Below are 19,842 nucleotides of genomic sequence, written 5' to 3' on the forward strand. Positions count from 1 at the left end.
ATGATCTAAAGTTTTCACCTAAGTTATATATCTTATGTTACTTTGGAAGTAAGAGTTTAATAACTCATTCATTTATATTCTTATCCAATAATTGCTAAAACTCATTTTTTGCTTGCAAGATGCAAGTATTAACTATTTTCTTTAGACTTTGTTGGTTGCAAGAATAGAAAAGCTATCCTAAAATCTTTGTTATCTACATTTTATTATCTACCTAATATCTATATACATACATGCCAGAGAAAAAAACAAGAATCATTTCACTTGGTGTTTGGGTAGTTTTGTTATTTGCCTTAACCACTATGCTTGGTGCGGCAGGATTTTTCTATTATTTTGCCAAACAATTTGAATATGAAACTTGTGAAAGTTATAACGAAAAGCAGTTTGAACATATCAAAGGTATTGCTGAAGATCTATCACAGCTATTGACTTTAATAAAAAATGATTTTGATTATGTGTCTAGTTTGCCAGATGTCCAAACCAATGACCCAGAAAAAATTTGGCCTCATTTAGCTGCTTGTTATCGGCGTTTTGATGGGCGTTTAACAGATATATCTCGCATTGATGCTACAGGGCATTTTATTACTGCTTATCAAGATGGATCAGAACTTATGGGTATGAGTGCAATGCACCGACCTTCGACGGCTTTGGCAATAAGTGGTAAAAATTTAGCTTTAGCTGGCCCATATACAACTATGGATAACAATAAAGCAATTGCTTTTGATATACCGGTTTTTCGCACAGAAAAAACAGGAGAAAAAATCTTTGATGGTACTATTTCGGGACGAATAGATATTGATGATTGGATTAAAAACTATGTAGCTCCCTATGATATACAATTGGGTAGTTTTACCTGGATAATTAATCAAGATCGTCAAATTGTTGCTCATAGCAACCCTGCTTTAGTCGGCCAGTCCTGGGATATGATTGCCCAAGGAGCATTTTTAGACCCTAACCCAAAGGCAAGAGATCGTCGTGCTGACTATGAATTTCTCAACATGGCTTTGTCTCAAACAAGTGGTAAAGCACAAATAAAATTAGCTAGTTTAGGTGATGAAGTTCAATTAATTTCTTATGTTTCTAGTCGTGTACCCTGGGCAAAATGGGTAGTGATGTCTAATGTGCCACGTAAATCAATACTAAAGCCTTTTCATGAAAATTTAAGAAAAGTTTGGATAGTAGCGGTATTTTTTATAGGTACATTTATTATTGTTTCTATTTTTGCTTTATATACAGAGCAAAAAAAGGTTCATTTAGAAAGAGACTTACGTTATAGCCTACAACAGTCTGAAAAAAAATATCGCACACTAGTTGAGCGTAGCAATGATGGAATTGTGCTAATTTCTCCTGATGGCTTTATAAAAATTGTTAATCGTCGTTTTGCAGAAATGCTTGGTAAACAAGAAAAAGAACTGCTTGGAGAAAATATACTTAATTATATTAGAGGAAGCCAACAAACTTTTGTCCAAGAAGAATGGAAAAACCGATCCCAAGGGCTTAGTAGCAGTTATGAAGTAGAACTTATAACTAGTAATAAAGAGAAGCTTTTTGTAATTTTTTCTGAGTCACCTGTTTTTAGTTTAAGTAATGAACATACAGGTAATTTATCAGTTTTAACAGATATTAGTGATAAAAAGCGTGCAGAAGAGGAAATTAAACGCCAAAATGAAGAACTTTTTACTATAAACACTATTGCTGAAACTGCTAGCCGTTCTTTGATTTTAGAAGAAATTTTCTCTAACACAGTAATCAAAATTAAGGAAGTATTAAAGCTAGATACCTGTATGATTTTGACAACAGATGAAAAGTCAAAACTACTATCGATAAGGGCTAATGTTGGTTGTTCAGAAGAATTTCTAAATCATCCAGAAACAAAAAATATTCCTTTAGGTGTTAGTTATATTGGCAAAGCTGCTGAAAGAGGTGAATTAATTGTTGTAGATAATTTATCTGTGGATGATGGGACGGTTGGCCCAAGACCTGCCCTATCAGCAGTACAAAAAGAAGGCATTATTGCTGCTGCTTTTATCCCTATAAAAGTTAGAGACAACTGTTATGGGCTTATTGCTTGTGGTAATCGTTCTACACGCTCTTTTACAAAACAAGAAATTCGCTTGCTTAACACTATTGGTCAAACTATTGGAATTGCTGTAGAAAAAGCCTATCTTTATCAAAATGCGCAAAGACGTGCTATGCGTTTAGAAACAATTTATCAAGTAGGGGATAAATTAACGGCTCTTTTAGAACTTGATGAGTTACTACCTGTTGTAGTTAAGCTTATACATAATACCTTTAGTTATTATAATGTAAATATTTTTCTTTATGATAAAGAAAAAGACCAACTTACTTTTACTGCTGGTTGTGGAGGATTTCAAGCACCTGAACCAATAGGAGCAACTTTAGCAATTAAAGAAGGGATTGTTGGACGTTGTTTTTCTACAGGCCAACCTGTTTTAGTTGATGATGTAAGCAAAAGTTCTAGCTATTTACCTATTGAAAGCCTTCCAGAAACTAGTTCAGAACTAACAGTTCCTTTATTAGTGCGTGGTTCAGTTATAGGTGTGTTGGATGTTCAAAATAGTAATATTAATGCTTTTGATGAAGAAGATATGCTTACGCTACAAGTCTTAGCTGAACAAATTGGTGTAGCGGTGGAAAATGCCCAGCTTTATGAAAAAATAAAATCATCACTAGAAGAAGTTCGTAAATCACAAGCATTTTTTGCCAAAATTGTTCTGGAATCACCTCTAGCTACTTTTATTACTGATGAAACAGGCGTTTGCATATTAATGAATCAAAGTGCTTTATCTTTGATTCAGAAAAAAGATAGCTATGATGAAGTAATAGGTAAATATAATGTACTGGCTAACCCACCTTTTATTGATACTCCTGTAGTTGAAGCTTTTCATAAAGTTTTGACAGGAGAAGTAGTTCAATTAATGGTTGACTTACCCGTTTCAGCTAGCGAAGAAGATTACCATAAGTATGAAATGCTTAGTGGAAGAGCTACACTATTTCCATTAGTTGACGATATAGGAAAAGTTGGAAATGTGGTAGTTAAGTTTGAGGATTTAACAGAAAAGAAAGTTTTAGAAGATGCTCTGCAACAGGCTCAAAAGATGGAATCCATAGGCACACTAGCAGGAGGTATTGCACATGATTTTAATAATATTTTGGGTGGAGTATTAGGATACACTTCATTTATTAAAACAAAGATGAATAAGATGGATCCTCTTTATCGGTATATTAATATTATTGAATCATCTGCTAAACGTGCAGCAGACCTAACTCAACAGCTTTTAGCTTTTGCTCGTGGTGGAAAATACCATGTGCAAGTTTTAGACTTAAATTCTTTGGTAAAAGAGGCTGTAGAATTAATTGAAAGCACAATTAGCAAAAATATTAAACTAAAACTAGACCTAGCAAAAACTAAATTAGTTGTTGAAGTTGATGGTGGTCAAATTATCCAAACAATTGTTAATATGTGTATTAATGCTCGTGATGCAATGCCTGAAGGAGGTTGCCTAAGCATTAGCACTGTAAATGTTACTTTAGATGAGCAGTTTACTTATAAGCATCCTGGCTCAAAAATAGGCCGCTATGTACTTTTTAGAATTAGTGATACTGGTATGGGGATGACAGAAGAAACCAAACAACGAATTTTTGAACCTTTTTTTACAACTAAGAGAGATAAAAAAGGCACAGGTTTAGGTTTAGCAATGGTTTATGGAATTATTAAAAACCACAATGGTTATATTGATGTAGAAAGCGAAACAGGACTAGGTACTACATTTTCTATATATTTACCCTCATCAACAAAAGAATTAGCTAAAATAAAAAACACTGATGAATATAGTAAAGAAGGCTCAGAAACTATTTTGGTAGCAGAAGATGAAGATATTATGAGAGATTTACTAGTGGAAATGCTAGATAGTGGAGGCTATCAAGTAATTACAGCAGAAAACGGACGTGAAGCCTTGGATATTTACCAAAATAGAGCTAGAGAAATAGATTTAGTTATTTTAGATATGATGATGCCAGAACTTGATGGAGCCAACAGCGTTTCGCCAACTTAAGAAAATTAATCCAGAAGTAAAAGTCTTGCTCTCTAGTGGCTATAATGAAGATGAACAATCTCAAGATATACTAAATGAAGGGGTTTTAGGCTTTTTACAAAAACCTTACGGCATCAGCGATCTACTAGATAAAGTTAGAACTGTAATGGATTTAAGTTAAGTTTAAGTTATTGATAGGTTTATTTAACAATGATACGAGCTTTATTAATTTTTTTGACAATTATTTTTTTAACCTTTCCTAGTTTTGCCCAACAAAAACGACCTAAAAAAAGCATAGCACCTGAAACCACACAACAAACAAATGAGAAAAAGCAGTTGCAAGATGCCCAAAATGAAATTGCTTCTTTGCTAGAAGGTATGGCTAAAGATGAAGAAGATATATCTAACACAATTGGTCAAATTAAAAATGAGCTTCGGCTAAGAGAACTACGCTGGCGTACTTTTGAACGTAGCACAGCAGTTAAAGATGAACCTTTTGTTTTTCATCCAGTAAAAGTAGAGTTATTTGGCACTTATGAAAGAGTAACCGATATGTTACTTAATCTAGCTGCTTCTAATTATTTAATAATTATTGATGGTCTAGATATTAAACGAACTAAGCAACCTGCTCCGCTTGTTTCTGTGGAAGCAGAATTCACTATGCTAATTTATAGTTTGGATGAAAAAGAAGCAGAAAAAATGCAAAATCCTACTGGGCAAACAACTACTGCCCAACTTACTTCAGCACAAAATACACTCATGCTTCTAAACTCTCGATTTGAGGAACGTGTAGCTGTTTGGACTGCTCTGCGTCGTCTTGGAAAACGCTTTCCAAAATCTTTAGAAACCGTCCTAACAGGCGTTTCTATGGATTCTCGTTTAATGAAAATAACGGGTGTTTCTCGCTCTGCTGAAACTGTAAGAAATTTAATAAATGAAGTAGGTGCAGCAAAAATTTTTACGGATATTTCCCCAGAACAAAATGGGCCAAATTTTACTATTCAAGCAAACCTGGATGTACCAAAAGCTTACCAACAATGGTTAGAAGGCGTTGAAACTTCTGATCAAGACCTACAGCGTGACCCATTTACTACTATTTATACTTTAGAGCAATTAATACAGGGTAGTAATGCTAATGCTAACTACCCAGATTTAGAAAAACGTATTGCCGAGTATTTACAATTAGTTAATCAACCTAATATTAAACGCTTAGACCGTAGTAGTCCTTATTTAGTTTCAGAACTATCACTAGCAGGAACTTATTTTACTTCTGATTTAGAAGGAGCAATATTTAAGACTCCAAATCAAAAAGAGTTATTTGTTTCTGTTGGAGCAAAATGTTATAACGGTCGCTTTGTTGCTGTTCAGCAGGGCAGAGCTTTGTTTGAAGAAAATATTGTTGATTCAAGTGGCAAAACTCAAATTTCACAAATTGCTAAATCTGTTGACTCTCCTAATTGCTCAGTTGTTAGTATCCCAATTAATGGTAAGGAAACAACTATTTCCCAACAGCTTGAGCAATTAGCAAAAGCAAAATTACCTAATACAATACTTACATTAAAAGTTAGTAATGTTAGATTAGATACTTTATTATTATTAATGTATGAATTAAGCAATTATCAATTTGCTTTTATTATTGATAAAACTATACCTGCTCTTTGTATTTCTATTAGTCAGGAGCGAGGAAATTTTAATGATGTATTAGCTCAAGTCCTGCATTCAGTTAATTTAACTTTTGTTGAAGAAAAGCGAGTATTTCGCATAATTGCTTTTGAACAAGCTATTAATGCTAATTTACCAGTTTTAGCAACTAGTTTTGAGAATCCGCCATTGCCAGGAAAGTTTGGGACAAAAGATTTTCAAGCTGAAGAGTTAGCATTATCTATTACAGAAGTAGAGTTAGGCGAAGTAATAAAATTTTTTACTAATAAATACAAGGTCAAGTTTGCTTATACTGCTACAGCCAAACAAATAAAAGTTACTGCTGCTATAAAAGACCTACCTTGGCCTCAAGTTTTTATGGCAATTTTAAGAGCTAATGATTTAACGGCGTTGGTAGAAAGTGAAAGAGTCCTAATTTTAAGCCGAACAGAATTATTACAACTTCAAACAGCGGGCAAAGTAAAAATTGAGGAGTAAATATATTATTTAGAGGATTTTATAATAAATAAAATCAAAAATAGTGCTAGTAAAAAACCTAATCCTCCACAATAAAGACCAATATAGGCAAAACTTTCTCCAGAAAGCGCGCCTTGTCTATTTCTAATATTTGTAAGAGATTTTTTTCCACAAATAACACCTAAAATTGATAAAACTAGCCCTAATGGAGGAAGAAAAAGACCTGGAGCAAAAGCAAGTATTCCAAAAAATGCTGCTCCTAAAGCCATAAAATCTAGTGTTCCTTCTATTGTTGCAATTTGTTGTCTAGCAGCAACAATAGGATTGTTTACAGAGAGTACAATGTTTTCACATCGCTGGCACTGAGAAGTTTCAGGGTCAAACATATCTGATTGATGGCATATTTCACAACGAGTTGGTCGGGTTTCTTTACGAATAGTGATTTCTTTCATAAATTTTGTAAAACTGCTAATTTAACACTCTCTAAGCTAAGAGAGCGATTGCTTGAATCAGATAAAACTATGTATTATGCTAACTGAGTTTTTTTAGTATAAAACTAAAATTTTGATTGTATCTTAAAGATAATAAACAATTTTAATCTCTTTCTTAAAGAGATGCCAAATAATCTTATACATTTATTTATTAATTTGTTAAATCTATTTTGCCCGTATATTTTCTTAGGAGTAAAAGATTTAGTTTAAGTAGAGCTATTAACTAGCTATTATCTTTCGAGGAGAAACCATAAAAATATGCCCAACCAATCATCAGCCGAACAAGAACAATCAATAGATGTTATTGAAAGTAATGATGAGCAGTTGAAAATCGAAGTTTTACCTGTCTTACCTTTACGCGATATTGTGATTTTTCCTTTTATGATTGTGCCGCTTTTTTGTACAAAGAGAAAAATCTATTCGTGCTGTTGATCAAGCATTAGCCGAAAGTAGAATGATAATGCTAGTTTCTCAACGTGATTTAGATAAAGAAGAACCTCTTACAGTAGATTTATATGAGGTTGGGACTGTAGCAGTAATTATGCGTATGCTTAAGCTTCCCGATGGCAGAATCCGCATTTTAGTTCAAGGTCTTTCTCGTGCTAGACTAGCCCATGTAGATGAAAACTTGCCCTACTTACAAGCACGTATTACCGCTTTACCTGAACCTAGACTAGACAATAGTTTAGAGCTTGAAGCTTTAATGCGTAGTGTCAAGTCTTCTATGGAAAAGGCTGTAGCACTAGGGAAAAATATTTCTCCTGAAGTAATGGCAATAGCTGTTAATTTAGAAGATGCTGGACGACTAGCAGACTTAGCTGCTTCAAACCTAGAATTAAAAGTTGAAGACGCTCAAAGCGTCTTAGAACTTATTGAACAAACTGCACGACTTCGCCGAATTAACGAACTACTAACTAAAGAAATAAGCGTTTTAACTGTCCAACAAGAAATAAATTCCCAAGCTAAAGGTGAAATTGACCGTTCCCAACGGGAATTTTACTTACGTCAACAGCTAAAAGCTATTCAACAGGAACTTGGCGAGGGTAATGAGTTTGCAGAAGAAATAAATGCTTATCGTGACAAAATTGCTGAAGCAAAAATGCCTGAAAAAGTAGAAGAAGAGTCTTTACGGCAGTTAAAAAAATTAGAGCGAATGCACCCAGACGCAGCCGAAGCAGCAATGTTACGAAATTATTTAGATGTCCTAGTCAACTTACCTTGGTCAAAGTTTTCTAAAGATAATTTAGACTTAAAGAAAGCAGAAGTAATTCTTAATGAAGACCATTATGGGTTAGAAAAAGTAAAGGAACGTATTTTAGAAGCTTTAGCTGTTCGTAAATTAAAAGAAAAAGCTAAAGGCCCAATACTTTGTTTAGTTGGCCCGCCCGGAGTTGGTAAAACTTCGCTTGGACGTTCAATTGCTCGTGCTTTAGGTCGTAAATTTGTCCGGCTTTCTTTAGGTGGTGTTCATGATGAAGCAGAAATTCGCGGTCATCGTCGTACTTATGTAGGCTCAATGCCTGGCCGCATTGTCCAAGCTATCCAACAAGCAGGAACCAATAACCCGCTAATTATGTTGGATGAAATAGATAAAGTTCACTCAGATTTTCGCGGTGATCCATCCTCAGCCCTACTTGAAGTTTTAGATCCTGAACAAAATAATAGTTTTAGAGATAATTATTTAGGCGTTCCATTTGATCTTTCAAATGTTATGTTTATGACTACAGCTAATGTTTTAGACACAATCCAACCTGCTCTACGCGATAGAATGGAAATTATAAGGCTTTCTGGTTATACAGAAATAGAAAAATTAGCTAGAGTAAAAACCCATGTGTTAAAAAAACAAATGGAAGAAAATGGCATTACTAATAAACACTTAGCCTTAGCAGATTCAGCAATTAAATCCTTAATAAATCAATATACTAGGGAATCTGGCTTAAGACAATTAGAAAGAGAAGTTGGTAGTATTTGCCGTAAAATTGCCCGAAAAGTTGCAGAAGGTCAAGATAAGCTAGTTCGTGTTACAAGTAAAAATGTACATGAATTCTTAGGCCCATCAAAAGTTGCACCTGAAGAAATTCTAAAAAAAGACCAAATTGGTGTAGTTACAGGACTTGCTTGGACACCTGTTGGGGGAGATGTTCTTTTTATTGAAGCTTTGCTAATGAAAGGCAAAGGCGGCCTTATGCTAACAGGTCAAATGGGCGATGTAATGAAGGAATCAGCCCAAGCAGCCCTTTCTTATGCAAAATCTCGTGCAAAAGAATTTCAAATTAATGAAGAATTATTTGCTAACCATGATATCCATATCCATATCCCTGAAGGTGCAATACCTAAGGATGGCCCATCAGCAGGTATTACACTAGTAACGGCTATAGTTTCTGTACTTTCTAACCGTCTAGTTAAGCGAAGTGTTGCAATGACAGGTGAAGTAACTCTTCGAGGTAATGTTTTAGCAATAGGCGGCTTAAAAGAAAAAGTGCTAGCTGCTCATCGTAACAAAGTTACTACCGTGATAATTCCTGTTGCTAATCGTAAAGATGTAGACGACATTCCAAAAGAAGTCTTAAAAGATATTGAATTTGTTTATGCTGAAAATGTAAAACAAGTCTTAAAAATAGCTTTAGTTTAGGAGAAAAATTATGTCAGTATATGTAGTTGCTAGGTTTTTAGCAAAAGCAGATAAAGTAGAAGAGTTAAAAGCGGCTTTAGAAAGCCTAGTTGAACCAACTCGCAAAGAAGAGGGCTGTATTAGTTATCAAATATTTCAAAATAACAATGACCCAAGTGATTTTACGTTTTTTGAAGAATGGGCCAGTCTTGATGCTATCAATGCCCATTTTACTACGCCACATGTTCAAGCCGCGCTAGTAAAAGCCCCAGGTCTTCTTAGCCAAGAAGCAGATATTCGCTATTACTCATTGTTTAAATAGCTAATAAATTTCTTTATATGGTAGAGTTTTTTAGCTATCTGAAACAAAAAATTTGTTGTTCTCGTCTTATAATTCATCAACAAGTTTAGCAAAATAATTAGCTTAACAACTTTGTTTTGCTATAGATAACATCATTAAAATTAACACTTATCTTTTATAGATAACGAAAGGTTGATAAGTTTATGACACGACGGGGAAAGATTATCTTAGCCTTGTTTTTAGGTACTACTGTAATAGTTGGGGTTTTAGGACTTCTACTAGTGATGAGTCTATTTTCTAGCTCTACTCCTAAGGTTGCAAGCGATAGCATCTTAGAGCTAAAACTATCAGGAAGTATGCCTGAAGCAATAGCAGATGACCCTTTTATAAAGCTTTTTGGCGGTCAAACTTCATCACTAAAAAGCACACTTGAAAATATCCAAAAAGCAAAACTAGATAAAAATATTAAAGGAATCCTTTTACTTTTAGATGGGCCTGGTCTAGGTCTAGGGCGAGTTCAAGATGTCCGAGATGCTCTAGCAGATTTTAAGCAATCAGGTAAACCTATTTATGCTTATATGGAGCAGGGCGGAGATTTAGAATATTCTATAGCTATTTCAGCCGACAAAATTTATGTTGCTCCAGCAGGAGCCTTATTAGTAAAAGGTTTTGCTGTCCACGCAACTTTTATGAGGGGCTTTTTAGATAAAATCAAAGTTGAGCCAAATTTTACTCGTTACGGCAAATATAAAAGTGCTGTTGAACGCTATACCCGTTCGGAAATGTCTCCAGAAGATAAAGAAGCCTTAAATGCTCTGCTAGATGATATTTATAAAAACTATGTTTCAGAAATATCTAAATCTCGCAAAAAAGATGAAGCAGAAGTACAAAAACTTATTGATGAAGGCCCATACAATATCCCAAAACAAGCTAAAGAAGTTGGCTTGATTGATGATGCAATCTACCTAGATGAAGTAAAAAATAAGATCAAAGAAGAATTAAAACTTACAGAATACCGGGCAATTACTAGCGGTAAATATAATAATGTTAGCCCTTTTGAGTTTGGCATTGGAAAAGATGGTCGTATTGCTATTATTTATGCTTCTGGGGCAATTATGTCTGGTAAGAGTAATAGTAGCCCTTTTTCCGATGAAACCATTGGCTCAGATACCGTTGCAGCCGCAATTAAAAAAGCCCGTGAGGACAAAGATATAAAAGCTATTATTTTAAGAGTTAATAGCCCAGGTGGTTCACCTCTTGCGTCTGATATTATTTGGCGAGAAATAATGCTAACCAAACAAGCTAAAAAACCAATAGTTGCTTGTATGTCAGATTATGCTGCTTCAGGTGGTTATTATATTTCTATGGCAGCAGATAAAATTGTAGCCCAACCTTCTACAATTACTGGTTCAATAGGAATTTTTGGAGGTAAGCTTAATATAAATGGTCTTTATAAAGAGCATTTAGGTATGAATGTAGAAGCATTAACACGCGGCAAAAATGCAGACTTTTATTCAGAATATAAAAATTTTAGCGAAGAAGAACTTCAAAAACTTCAAAAATATATGGATGACTTCTACCTAGATTTTACTAGTAAAGCTGCCGAGGGTCGCAATATGAAACTAGAATCTCTTCAAGAAATTGCTCAAGGCCGTGTTTGGAGTGGAGTCAAAGGTAAAGAATTAGGTTTAGTTGATGAATTAGGTGGACTGCAAAAAGCTATTGAAGTTGCTAAACAGCTAGCTAATATGCCTGCTACTAGTAGCCCACAACTAGTTGAATATCCAAAAATTAAAGGCTTTGCAGCCCTTTTAAGTAATTTAGAAGAAGAAACATCAATCAGTGAAAAGCTAAACAAGCTCAACTTCGACGAGCAATTGAAGCAGAAATGCCTAAGGAAATGAGAGAGACTTTTCAGGCTTTATCTATAATGAAAAGTATGGAAAAAGAGCATGTTTTTGCTCTAATGCGTTATTATATAAGCATTCACTAATTTCGTGAAGAATAAATAATTTATAGTAAAAATCACAAAGAATTTTCTTTGTGATTTTTTGTTGTTAATTAGCAAATAAAAATTGATTTTGAAAGGTCAAATTATGTCTAAACGCTTACTACTTCTTAGCAATTCTAGAAATTATGGTGGAGCTTATTTAGCTCACGCAGAAAAAGAAATAAAAAATTTTCTTGGCCCTGATATAAAAGAAATTCTATTTATTCCTTTTGCTGCTGTACGTTTTTCTTATGATGAATATACTAATATCGTATCTAGCAAATTTACTGAATTAGGTTATAGTGTTCGCTCAATTCATCAAGCAAGCAATTACACCCAAGCTATAGAAAATGCCCAAGCCATAGTAGTTGGCGGAGGTAACACTTTTCAATTATTAAAATGTTTTTATGAAAATAATATATTAGAACTTGTACGAGGTAGAGTTAGCAAAGGACTACCTTATATTGGTTGGAGTGCTGGATCAAATATGGCTTGTCCAACAATTAAAACTACTAATGATATGCCTATTGCCCAGCCACCTAGTTTTAATGCTTTAGGTCTTATACCTTTTCAAATTAACCCACATTATACAGAAGCAATACTAGCAAATCATCAAGGTGAAACAAGGGATGAAAGGTTAGCTGAATTTTTAGTTCTAAATCCTGATCTTTATGTTGTAGGGCTTAGAGAAGGTAGTTTGCTACAACTAACAAACAACCACTTAGAATTGTTAGGGGAGAAAACATTAAAAGTCCTTCGTTACGCTCAGGAAATTAAAGAATATACTAGTAAAGATTCTATAGAATTTCTGATGAAATAAGTATTTTAAATTTTTTGTTTAATAGTTGGAAAAATTTAAGATAAATTTCCTTTGCTAGTCTTACTTAGATTGATAGAATGTTGCCAGCATAACAGATAATGTTTTTTAAGGAGCCAATATGCCTAGTAAAGCAGATAAAGCAGATAAAGCAGATAAGACAGAAAAAACAACAGAAAATAAAGGGGAAAGAGGCGTGAAAGATGTATTTAAGCAAGTTCACGATATGTGGGAAAAATCTGCTGGGGAGCAAATAGAAAAGTTTGCTCGGAGTCAAGTTTTTCTTACAGCACTGGCCCAAAATTGAGAACAAACGCTAAACCTTTCTGGCCGCATTAAGGAAATTAGTCAAACAACTATGGGTGTTATGAATGTTGCTAGCCGTCAGGATGTTGAAGCAATAAATAAAAACCTAAGAGCAATACGTAATGCTTTAGATGAAATAAATGAAAAACTAGATTTACTTATCCCAAAGTCCCCAGAACCAGAACCAGAGCCAGAGCCAGAGCCTAAACCAAAAACAACTCGCTCACGTAAAAAAACTACATAAAATTCAATAGTTATATAATATTTGCTGGGTTTAAGACTTTATAAAATAGAAAAGTGAGGGCATTTTCCCTCACTTTTTATATAAGTTTAAATTTAATTTAACTAAGGAGTATTTTTTAAGGATTCTGGCATAACTAGTGCGCCAGTCATACGCCGACTATGGAACTTAGCTTCTAATTGTTCCCATTCTATAGTCATTGAACCGCCGGAACTTTGATGCTGTTTTTCCCAATTTGATAATAAATCTAGACAAGCATGGTCAATATAATCTAGTTTTTTGAAGAAAACATGAAGTTCAGCACCAGCAGGAACTTGTTCTAAAAGTGCTGCTAGTTGAGGGATTTTCATAAATGTAGCACTACCTTGAAGTGTTAAATTAGCAGCCTTTTTATCACTACAAACTATAAGCTTTGCATCTAAATGAGTTAGAATATAAATTAGCTTAGCCATTGACAAAGCAAAACCTATTATAACGCCTGCTAAAAGATTAGTAGCAACAATTGCAACCATTGTTACTATATAAATAGCAAACTCACTTTTGCCATAAGTTAATAATTCTTTCATTTTCTTAAAGTTAACTAGTTTGTAGCCTGTAAAAACTAAAATAGCAGCTAAACTTGCTGTAGGGACTTTTGTAAAACTCCTGGTAGCAACAAAACAAATAATAAAATCCAAACACCATGTAAGATTGCAGAAAGACGTGTTTTACCACCTGCCTCAACATTAGCAGCACTACGTACAATTACACCTGTCATAGGTATTGCACCTAAAGCACCGCAAATGCTGTTTCCAACACCTTGTGCTAGCAGTTCTCGATCATAATTAGTGCGTGCGCCTGAGTGCATTTGATCTACTGCTACAGCACATAGCAAGGTTTCTGCACTAGCAATAAAAGCTACTGATGCACCAGCAATAAAAATATTGCTACTTATAGACTTAAATACATCCAAAGTTGGGAGTTGCACCACATCACCTAGACTACTAGGAATTTCTACATATTTAATAGGAAAATCTAGTAGATTAGCTACTGTCATTCCTATTACTACTGCGACTAATGGGCCTGGAACCATTTTGATTTTTTTAGCAAAAATATTCCATAGGATTATTACAACAATAGTAATTGCACCAATTAAAGCAGCACGGTGATGCGTTGAACCATCCAAAGGGATAATGCCTTTATAAACAGCTTCAGGAATAGAAATAATATTTTTTAATCCATTGCCCTTGGGCCCATCATCTACCATTACATGAAATTGGCTAGAAAAAATTAACACACCAATTCCTGCTAACATTCCATGAATTACTGAAGGAGAAACGGCACGAAACCATTGTCCTAGACCTAAAAGCCCTGCAACAACTTGACACAAACCAGCTATAAGGATAATTATTCCTAGTCTTTCTAGCCCATATGTTTGAATAATTTCCAAAACAATAACTGATAATCCTGCTGCCGGGCCACTTACTTGCAGCGGTGCGCCAGCTAAAAAACCAACTAAAATTCCCCCAACAATACCTGTTATAAGTCCAAGTGCGGGTGGAACACCTGAAGCAACAGCAATACCCATACATAATGGTAGTGCTACTAGTACTACCACTATTGACGCAAGAACATCTTTGCCTGCATGTTCACGCGAAAAATCATTTTGAAAACTTAGTGCTTTCATCCATTATTCTCCAAAAATTTTAACCAAAATATTGTCAATATATATTTCAAATGCGCTTGTTTTGATTTGTTACCCGTTGTTAGCTTTTTCTGCTTTTTCTGGGCTAAGGGAATTTTCTTTGTCATCATCAATAAATCTATAGCGTGATTTAACACCTAAAGTTTTTTGTGATGTAATAGGGCTAAAATGTGATTCATTTGGGTCAAAGGCTAAAATAGTGCCTGTTTCAATTTCATAGATCCAACCATGTAAAGTTAATTGCCCTTTAGCTAGACGTGCTGCAACCACTGGATAAGTACGTAAATTATCTATTTGAACTAGTACATTTTCTTTTATTGTCGCATTTAGCAAATCTTTTCCTTCTAAATCACTATAACAATCTTTTACTACCTCATAAGTAGCTGAAGCATGCTCTAACCATTCTTTTACTAGCGGCATTGTTCCTAGATCTTCTCTATGTAGTAAGCCTTTCATTGCTCCACAATTTGAATGGCCCATAATTACAATATGAGCAACTCCTAAAGCTTTAATAGCATATTCAATAGTTGCAGCCTCTCCACCATGTGCTGCACCAAAAGCAGGGATAATATTGCCTGCATTACGTAAAATAAAAAGATCTCCAGGCTTGGTTTGCAGTAGCATTTCTACAGAAATACGAGAGTCAGAACAAGTAATTAATAAAGTATCAGGTTTTTGCCCTTCAGAAAGTAGCTTAAATAAATCTTTATTTTCATTAAAACCGGTTGTTTGAAAATGATGAATGCCTCGAACTAACGCTTCCATATACATAATTCTCCTTAAGAATCAATATTTATATACTTAATTTAAGGTGCGTCATTACTAGAAAGTAGTCTGTTTTAAACGGGAAATGACGCTAGCCTACATAAAAATACCGTGATATTTTTGTCGATCTTTATTAACTTGTTTCTACTCAACAAGTAACAGCAACAAATATAGCCAACAGGTTTCTTTTGAAAGAAAGCTGTTTAGTAATTTATGTAGTTTGTTATTAATTATAATTTTTAGAGTGTTTTTGTGTATGATGCAGCTTTTAGTTTGGTTGGTTGGTTTTATTTTAATTTAGAGTAGAAATTGAAAATTAAATTTTTTGTCCAAGTTATATCTGCTGTAAATAACAAACGGCTTTTTGCCTAATCTATTTTAACCATCACCAAAAACTTTATTTATTAGAGACTACTAAAGCTTATTAAATTACAAACTTTTAGTAGGTATTCAATTTCACGGTAAGAGGATTTTGTTATTATATTTATTCCAGTTACTACCCTGTTAAATACACTCTGTTAAAAATAATAAAAAGTTTTAACAACTAACCTATAAATATTTATAGATTTAGCCTAGCAATAGTAAAAAAACTTTATAAATCTGGCAATATTAAACTCCGGTTTAATTTTGTCCTTTGTTCTGCTGTTTATATTATTTTTATAATTGTTTTATATTTAGTATTTCGCATTTAGGAAAAACTTTGTTTACTATGAATTTATTATTTCTTCATTTGAAACATCTTTTGTTTGCTTCATAATATAAAAAATAATTTAAACTTATTAAAAGCCAGTGATTTTTCTTAAGTTTTGAGGTAGTTTAATGGCTAGTAATCCTATAACAATGGTTGGAAGGTTGGATCAATGTTGGCTATTTACTTATCAAACCAAAATAGCTGATGTAGAAAATTTACTTCCTGCTAACTTATCGCTAGTTACTTACAAGGGCTATGCTTTTTGGAATGTGGTTGTTTCTCATATCCAGTCAATGCGTCCTAAATATATACCTGCTATTTTTGGGCTAGATTATTGGCATATTGCCTATCGTCTTTATGTTAAGTTTCAGCCCTTAGGACAAGAAGCTATTGAAGGGCTATATTTTCTAAGAAGTGATTGCGATAATCGATTGATTGCTTTAGGTGGAAATATGCTAACGAATTTTAATTTACACCTAACAGATATTGAAATTGAACGTAAGCCAGAAATAATAAGTATCAACATTAAATCTTTGGATGCTCCTGCCAAAGTGATGCTAGAGCCTAATGTTAAGGCTCAACTTCCTGAAAATAGCATTTTTCCTTCACTAGAATTTGCAGGCGATTTTCTAAAATATAAGCCTAATGGAATTGCTATAAATGCTGATGGAAGCGCAAATATAATTCATATAAAAAGACGTGAAGAAGATTGGCATTATCAATTAATTAATGTTAAAAGTGCTAACTGGGCTTTTTTTAAGGATAAAAATGTTAGCCCAATTGTTTGTTATAAAGTCGAACCAATTAATTACCAATGGAACCGAGGTTGCAACTATCAAGTAGGCAAAGCCCCAACTAAATAAAATAGGAAAAATAACAATGAGCCGACAAGCCAAAGTTACCCGCAAAACAAAAGAAACAGACATAAAAATTAGCCTAAACCTTGATGGACAAGGACAAGCAGAAATCTCTACTGGAATAGGCTTTTTTAATCATATGTTGGAGTTATTTGCTAAGCATAGTTTATTTGACTTAAAGATTAATTGCCAAGGAGACTTACACATTGATGATCATCACACAGTAGAAGACATTGCAATTACTTTAGGCCGTGCTTTTGCACACGCGCTAGGGGATAAAACAGGAATTGAACGCTATGGTGTGGCTTACGTCCCGATGGATGAAACTTTAGTTCGTACTGTCGTAGATCTCTCAGGAAGAGCTTATTTAGTTTATAATGCTGCTCCCATAAGGCCAATAATTGGAACATTTGCTGTAGAATTGGCAGAACATTTTTGGCATTCATTTTCTGATTCAATTAGAGCAAATATTCATATTGAATTAATTTATGGACGTAATCAACACCATATTTTAGAAGCGATTTTTAAGTCTACTGCTCGTGCTTTGTCTGCTGCAACAAGGATAAATCCAAGGATTGAAGGGACTTTATCCACTAAAGGCACTTTAACTTAAGAATAAATTTTTTATTCCATTATTCTTTGGTTTAAGGCTGGTTTAACAACAAGTTCTCTAAAACCTGTTTGCGGATCGTCTTCTCTGGAAAAAATAACATCATCTAAAGAGCAAATAAATAATTCTACGGTAGTGTAAACCTTGCAACCTTCAGACATATGGCCGCCAAAGGTTTTGCCAGTTTTATCAGCAAGCGACACATGAAAATGAACACCATTAGGGGAAATAGTTCCAACTAGCGATACAATTTCCATTTTTTCATTATAGTTAACAGGATCTTTTTGATCGGCAAGTCTCAAGGTTGCTTCTTGTAAACTTCCTACAGCAGTTACAATAAAACCTGATTTAATGGAATTTTCCTTAGCAAACTGCTCTAATGCAATTTTTACATCTTGTTGAGGTTTGAGTCTTAAAGCATAGATTTTAGAGCTTTTTGATAGTGCAAAATTAGTAACTTTATTTGGGTCAGTTTCTTTGGGTTTATCACCTAGGTCAAGGATTTTACCTTGAGCAAAAGAAAGGCTTTCAAAACTAGCCAAAAGTAGCAAATAGGCAATAGACATAAAAAGTATTTTTATATTTTTGTGCATTAACATTCCTTCAAAAAATTAAATTTATAAGAATCTTAACTCTCATTAAGATTCTTATGGAAAGTGTTTTGACTGATTTTAAGCAATAGGCAAAGATTTTATTTCCAATAATTACGATCAAGTGAGCGGTATTGAATTGCTTCAGCAATATGATGAGTGTCAATGTTTGATGCTCCTTCTATATCTGCAATTGTACGACTAACCTTAAGAATTCTATCGTAAGCTCTTGCAGAGAGTCCTAAGCGATTAAGAGCATGTTCTAATATAGTTTTAGCGTTATTGCTTATTTTGCAGTGCTTTGCAATAAGTTGTGAGTTCATTTGGGCATTAGCAAAAATAGAATTGCTAGAAAATCTCTCTATTTGTCTATTTCTAGCTGCAATTACACGGCTGCGAATACAATTAGAGCTATCTACATCTGCTGTTTCAAGTTCTTTAAACTTTACAGCAGGTACTTCAATATGAATATCTATGCGATCTAGCAGAGGGCCAGAAATTTTATTTACGTAACGTTGTATTTGCATAGGGCTACATTTACATTCTCTAGTTGGCGAGCCAAAATAACCACAAGGACAAGGATTCATAGCAGCGATAAGCATAAAGTTAGAGGGAAAAGTAAGTGACATGCTAGCTCGGCTAATAGTGACAAGCCCATCTTCAATTGGCTGACGTAAAACTTCTAGTACATTTCGAGCAAATTCTGGCAGTTCATCTAAAAATAATACTCCATAATGGGCTAGAGAAACTTCACCAGGTCTTGGAACTGTTCCACCTCCAATTAAACCGGCATCGCTTGTTGTATGGTGTGGAGAGCGAAAAGGTCTTTTTGCAACTAGACCACCGCCATTAACTAACCCTACTACACTATGAATTTGAGTTATAGAAAGGGCTTCTTCAAATGTTAGAGGTGGAAGAATTGTAGGAACTCGCCGAGCAAGCATTGTTTTTCCTGATCCAGGCGGGCCAATTAATAAAATATTATGTCCACCAGCACTAGCTACTTCTAAGGCTCGTTTGACATGAGATTGTCCTTTAACTTCTTGAAAATCAAGATCATATTTATTATTAGTTAAAAGTAGTTTTGCTGCGTCAACGCTTAATGGATTTATAGCGTTAGCAGGGTCGTTTTTAGCAAGATTTTCTAGTATTACTACTACATCTTTAAGTGATTGAACAGGATAAATAGCCATTCCTTCGACTACAGCAGCTTCATGGCTATTTTCTACTGGAACAAAGATCTGTTTAAGTCCTGAACTACGAGCTTTAATTGTTGCAGGCAACACCCCACGAACCGGGCGAATACGACCATCTAAGGCTAGTTCACCTAAAAATAAGGTATCTGTTAAATCCATTTTGGAAATTTCACCATTAGCACCTAAAATTCCTAGTGCAATTGGTAGATCAAAGCTAGAACCTTCTTTTCTAACATTGGCAGGGGCAAGATTGACAATAATTCTGTGTTGAGGAAAGAAAAAGCCACAATTATTAATAGCTGCTCGGATACGTTCTCGGCTTTCTCTAACGGTTGTATCAGGTAGCCCTACCATTGTAAAAGTTGCTATTTGTTCTGGTTCTTTTGGTTTAAGTTGTAGGTCAATTTCTACTTCTATTAGTGATGCTTCTATACCAAAAACAGCCGCAGTAAGGGTTTTAAATAAAGACATAAAGTTATTCTCCAAAATATACTTAAGATTAAAAGTTGATTGGAATTACAA

At 34.3% G+C, this 19,842-nt stretch carries 14 protein-coding genes and 2 pseudogenes; 11 read left to right on the forward strand and 5 right to left on the reverse strand.

What is annotated here, in order from left to right; all coding sequences use genetic code 11:
* Nucleotides 1-230: 230 nt before the first annotated feature.
* From IPK14_24500 to pilO, 3 genes are read left to right on the forward strand one after another with little or no spacing between them, the layout of a single operon-like run.
* Complete coding sequence (locus IPK14_24500; protein ID MBK7996413.1) at nt 231-4,073, forward strand: GAF domain-containing protein; 3,843 nt, start codon at nt 231-233, stop codon at nt 4,071-4,073.
* On the forward strand, nt 4,045-4,233 hold the full coding sequence (locus tag IPK14_24505; GenBank protein ID MBK7996414.1) for a hypothetical protein: 189 nt from the start codon (nt 4,045-4,047) through the stop codon (nt 4,231-4,233). Before IPK14_24500 ends, IPK14_24505 begins: the two co-directional genes overlap by 29 nt.
* Before the next feature lie 29 nt (nt 4,234-4,262).
* A complete protein-coding gene (pilO, locus tag IPK14_24510; protein ID MBK7996415.1) occupies nt 4,263-6,191 on the forward strand; it encodes a type 4a pilus biogenesis protein PilO in 1,929 nt (642 codons plus the stop codon).
* A gap of 5 nt (nt 6,192-6,196) precedes the next feature.
* On the opposite strand, the gene IPK14_24515 is transcribed toward pilO, so the two are convergent.
* A complete protein-coding gene (locus IPK14_24515; protein ID MBK7996416.1) occupies nt 6,197-6,622 on the reverse strand; it encodes a hypothetical protein in 426 nt (141 codons plus the stop codon).
* A gap of 297 nt (nt 6,623-6,919) precedes the next feature.
* Between IPK14_24515 and lon the strand changes: the two are divergent.
* The 6 genes and pseudogenes from lon (at nt 6,920) to IPK14_24545 (ending at nt 12,930) form a co-directional block, all read left to right on the forward strand.
* Nucleotides 6,920-9,293: pseudogene (gene lon / locus IPK14_24520) on the forward strand (endopeptidase La).
* Between the two features lie 10 nt (nt 9,294-9,303).
* Nucleotides 9,304-9,594, forward strand: coding sequence for an antibiotic biosynthesis monooxygenase (locus IPK14_24525; GenBank protein MBK7996417.1), 291 nt, complete (start codon nt 9,304-9,306; stop codon nt 9,592-9,594).
* 182 nt (nt 9,595-9,776) lie between these two features.
* On the forward strand, nt 9,777-11,477 hold the full coding sequence (sppA, locus tag IPK14_24530; protein ID MBK7996418.1) for a signal peptide peptidase SppA: 1,701 nt from the start codon (nt 9,777-9,779) through the stop codon (nt 11,475-11,477).
* A gap of 192 nt (nt 11,478-11,669) precedes the next feature.
* The gene (gene pepE / locus IPK14_24535) at nt 11,670-12,383 is read left to right on the forward strand and encodes a dipeptidase PepE (protein MBK7996419.1); all 714 of its coding nucleotides are present in this window, start codon (nt 11,670-11,672) and stop codon (nt 12,381-12,383) included.
* A 118-nt stretch (nt 12,384-12,501) separates the two neighbouring features.
* Nucleotides 12,502-12,687, forward strand: coding sequence for a hypothetical protein (locus tag IPK14_24540; GenBank protein MBK7996420.1), 186 nt, complete (start codon nt 12,502-12,504; stop codon nt 12,685-12,687).
* Between the two features lie 51 nt (nt 12,688-12,738).
* Nucleotides 12,739-12,930, forward strand: coding sequence for a hypothetical protein (locus IPK14_24545; GenBank protein ID MBK7996421.1), 192 nt, complete (start codon nt 12,739-12,741; stop codon nt 12,928-12,930).
* 101 nt (nt 12,931-13,031) lie between these two features.
* On the opposite strand, the pseudogene IPK14_24550 reads toward IPK14_24545, so the two are convergent.
* Both IPK14_24550 and IPK14_24555 read right to left on the reverse strand, forming a co-directional pair.
* A pseudogene (locus tag IPK14_24550) lies at nt 13,032-14,593 on the reverse strand (SulP family inorganic anion transporter).
* 69 nt (nt 14,594-14,662) lie between these two features.
* Nucleotides 14,663-15,376 carry a carbonic anhydrase gene (locus IPK14_24555; protein MBK7996422.1) on the reverse strand — a complete coding sequence of 238 codons (714 nt, stop codon included), beginning with the start codon at nt 15,374-15,376 and terminating at the stop codon, nt 14,663-14,665.
* Between the two features lie 819 nt (nt 15,377-16,195).
* Between IPK14_24555 and IPK14_24560 the strand changes: the two genes are divergently transcribed.
* Both IPK14_24560 and hisB read left to right on the forward strand, forming a co-directional pair.
* The gene (locus IPK14_24560) at nt 16,196-16,930 is read left to right on the forward strand and encodes a DUF2071 domain-containing protein (GenBank protein ID MBK7996423.1); all 735 of its coding nucleotides are present in this window, start codon (nt 16,196-16,198) and stop codon (nt 16,928-16,930) included.
* 16 nt (nt 16,931-16,946) lie between these two features.
* Nucleotides 16,947-17,537: an imidazoleglycerol-phosphate dehydratase HisB gene (gene hisB / locus IPK14_24565; GenBank protein ID MBK7996424.1), complete on the forward strand. Its 591-nt coding sequence runs from the start codon at nt 16,947-16,949 to the stop codon at nt 17,535-17,537.
* Nucleotides 17,538-17,548: 11 nt separating this feature from the next.
* Here hisB and IPK14_24570 read toward each other — a convergent pair whose 3' ends face one another.
* Both IPK14_24570 and IPK14_24575 read right to left on the reverse strand, forming a co-directional pair.
* Nucleotides 17,549-18,100, reverse strand: a complete 552-nt coding sequence (locus IPK14_24570) for a DNA-binding protein (protein ID MBK7996425.1) — start codon at nt 18,098-18,100, stop codon at nt 17,549-17,551.
* Nucleotides 18,101-18,225: 125 nt separating this feature from the next.
* A complete protein-coding gene (locus IPK14_24575; protein ID MBK7996426.1) occupies nt 18,226-19,791 on the reverse strand; it encodes a YifB family Mg chelatase-like AAA ATPase in 1,566 nt (521 codons plus the stop codon).
* Between the last annotated feature and the right edge of the window lie 51 nt (nt 19,792-19,842).

The sequence above is a fragment of the Blastocatellia bacterium genome (assembly GCA_016713405.1).
Taxonomy (GTDB): domain Bacteria; phylum Acidobacteriota; class Blastocatellia; order Chloracidobacteriales; family JADJPF01; genus JADJPF01.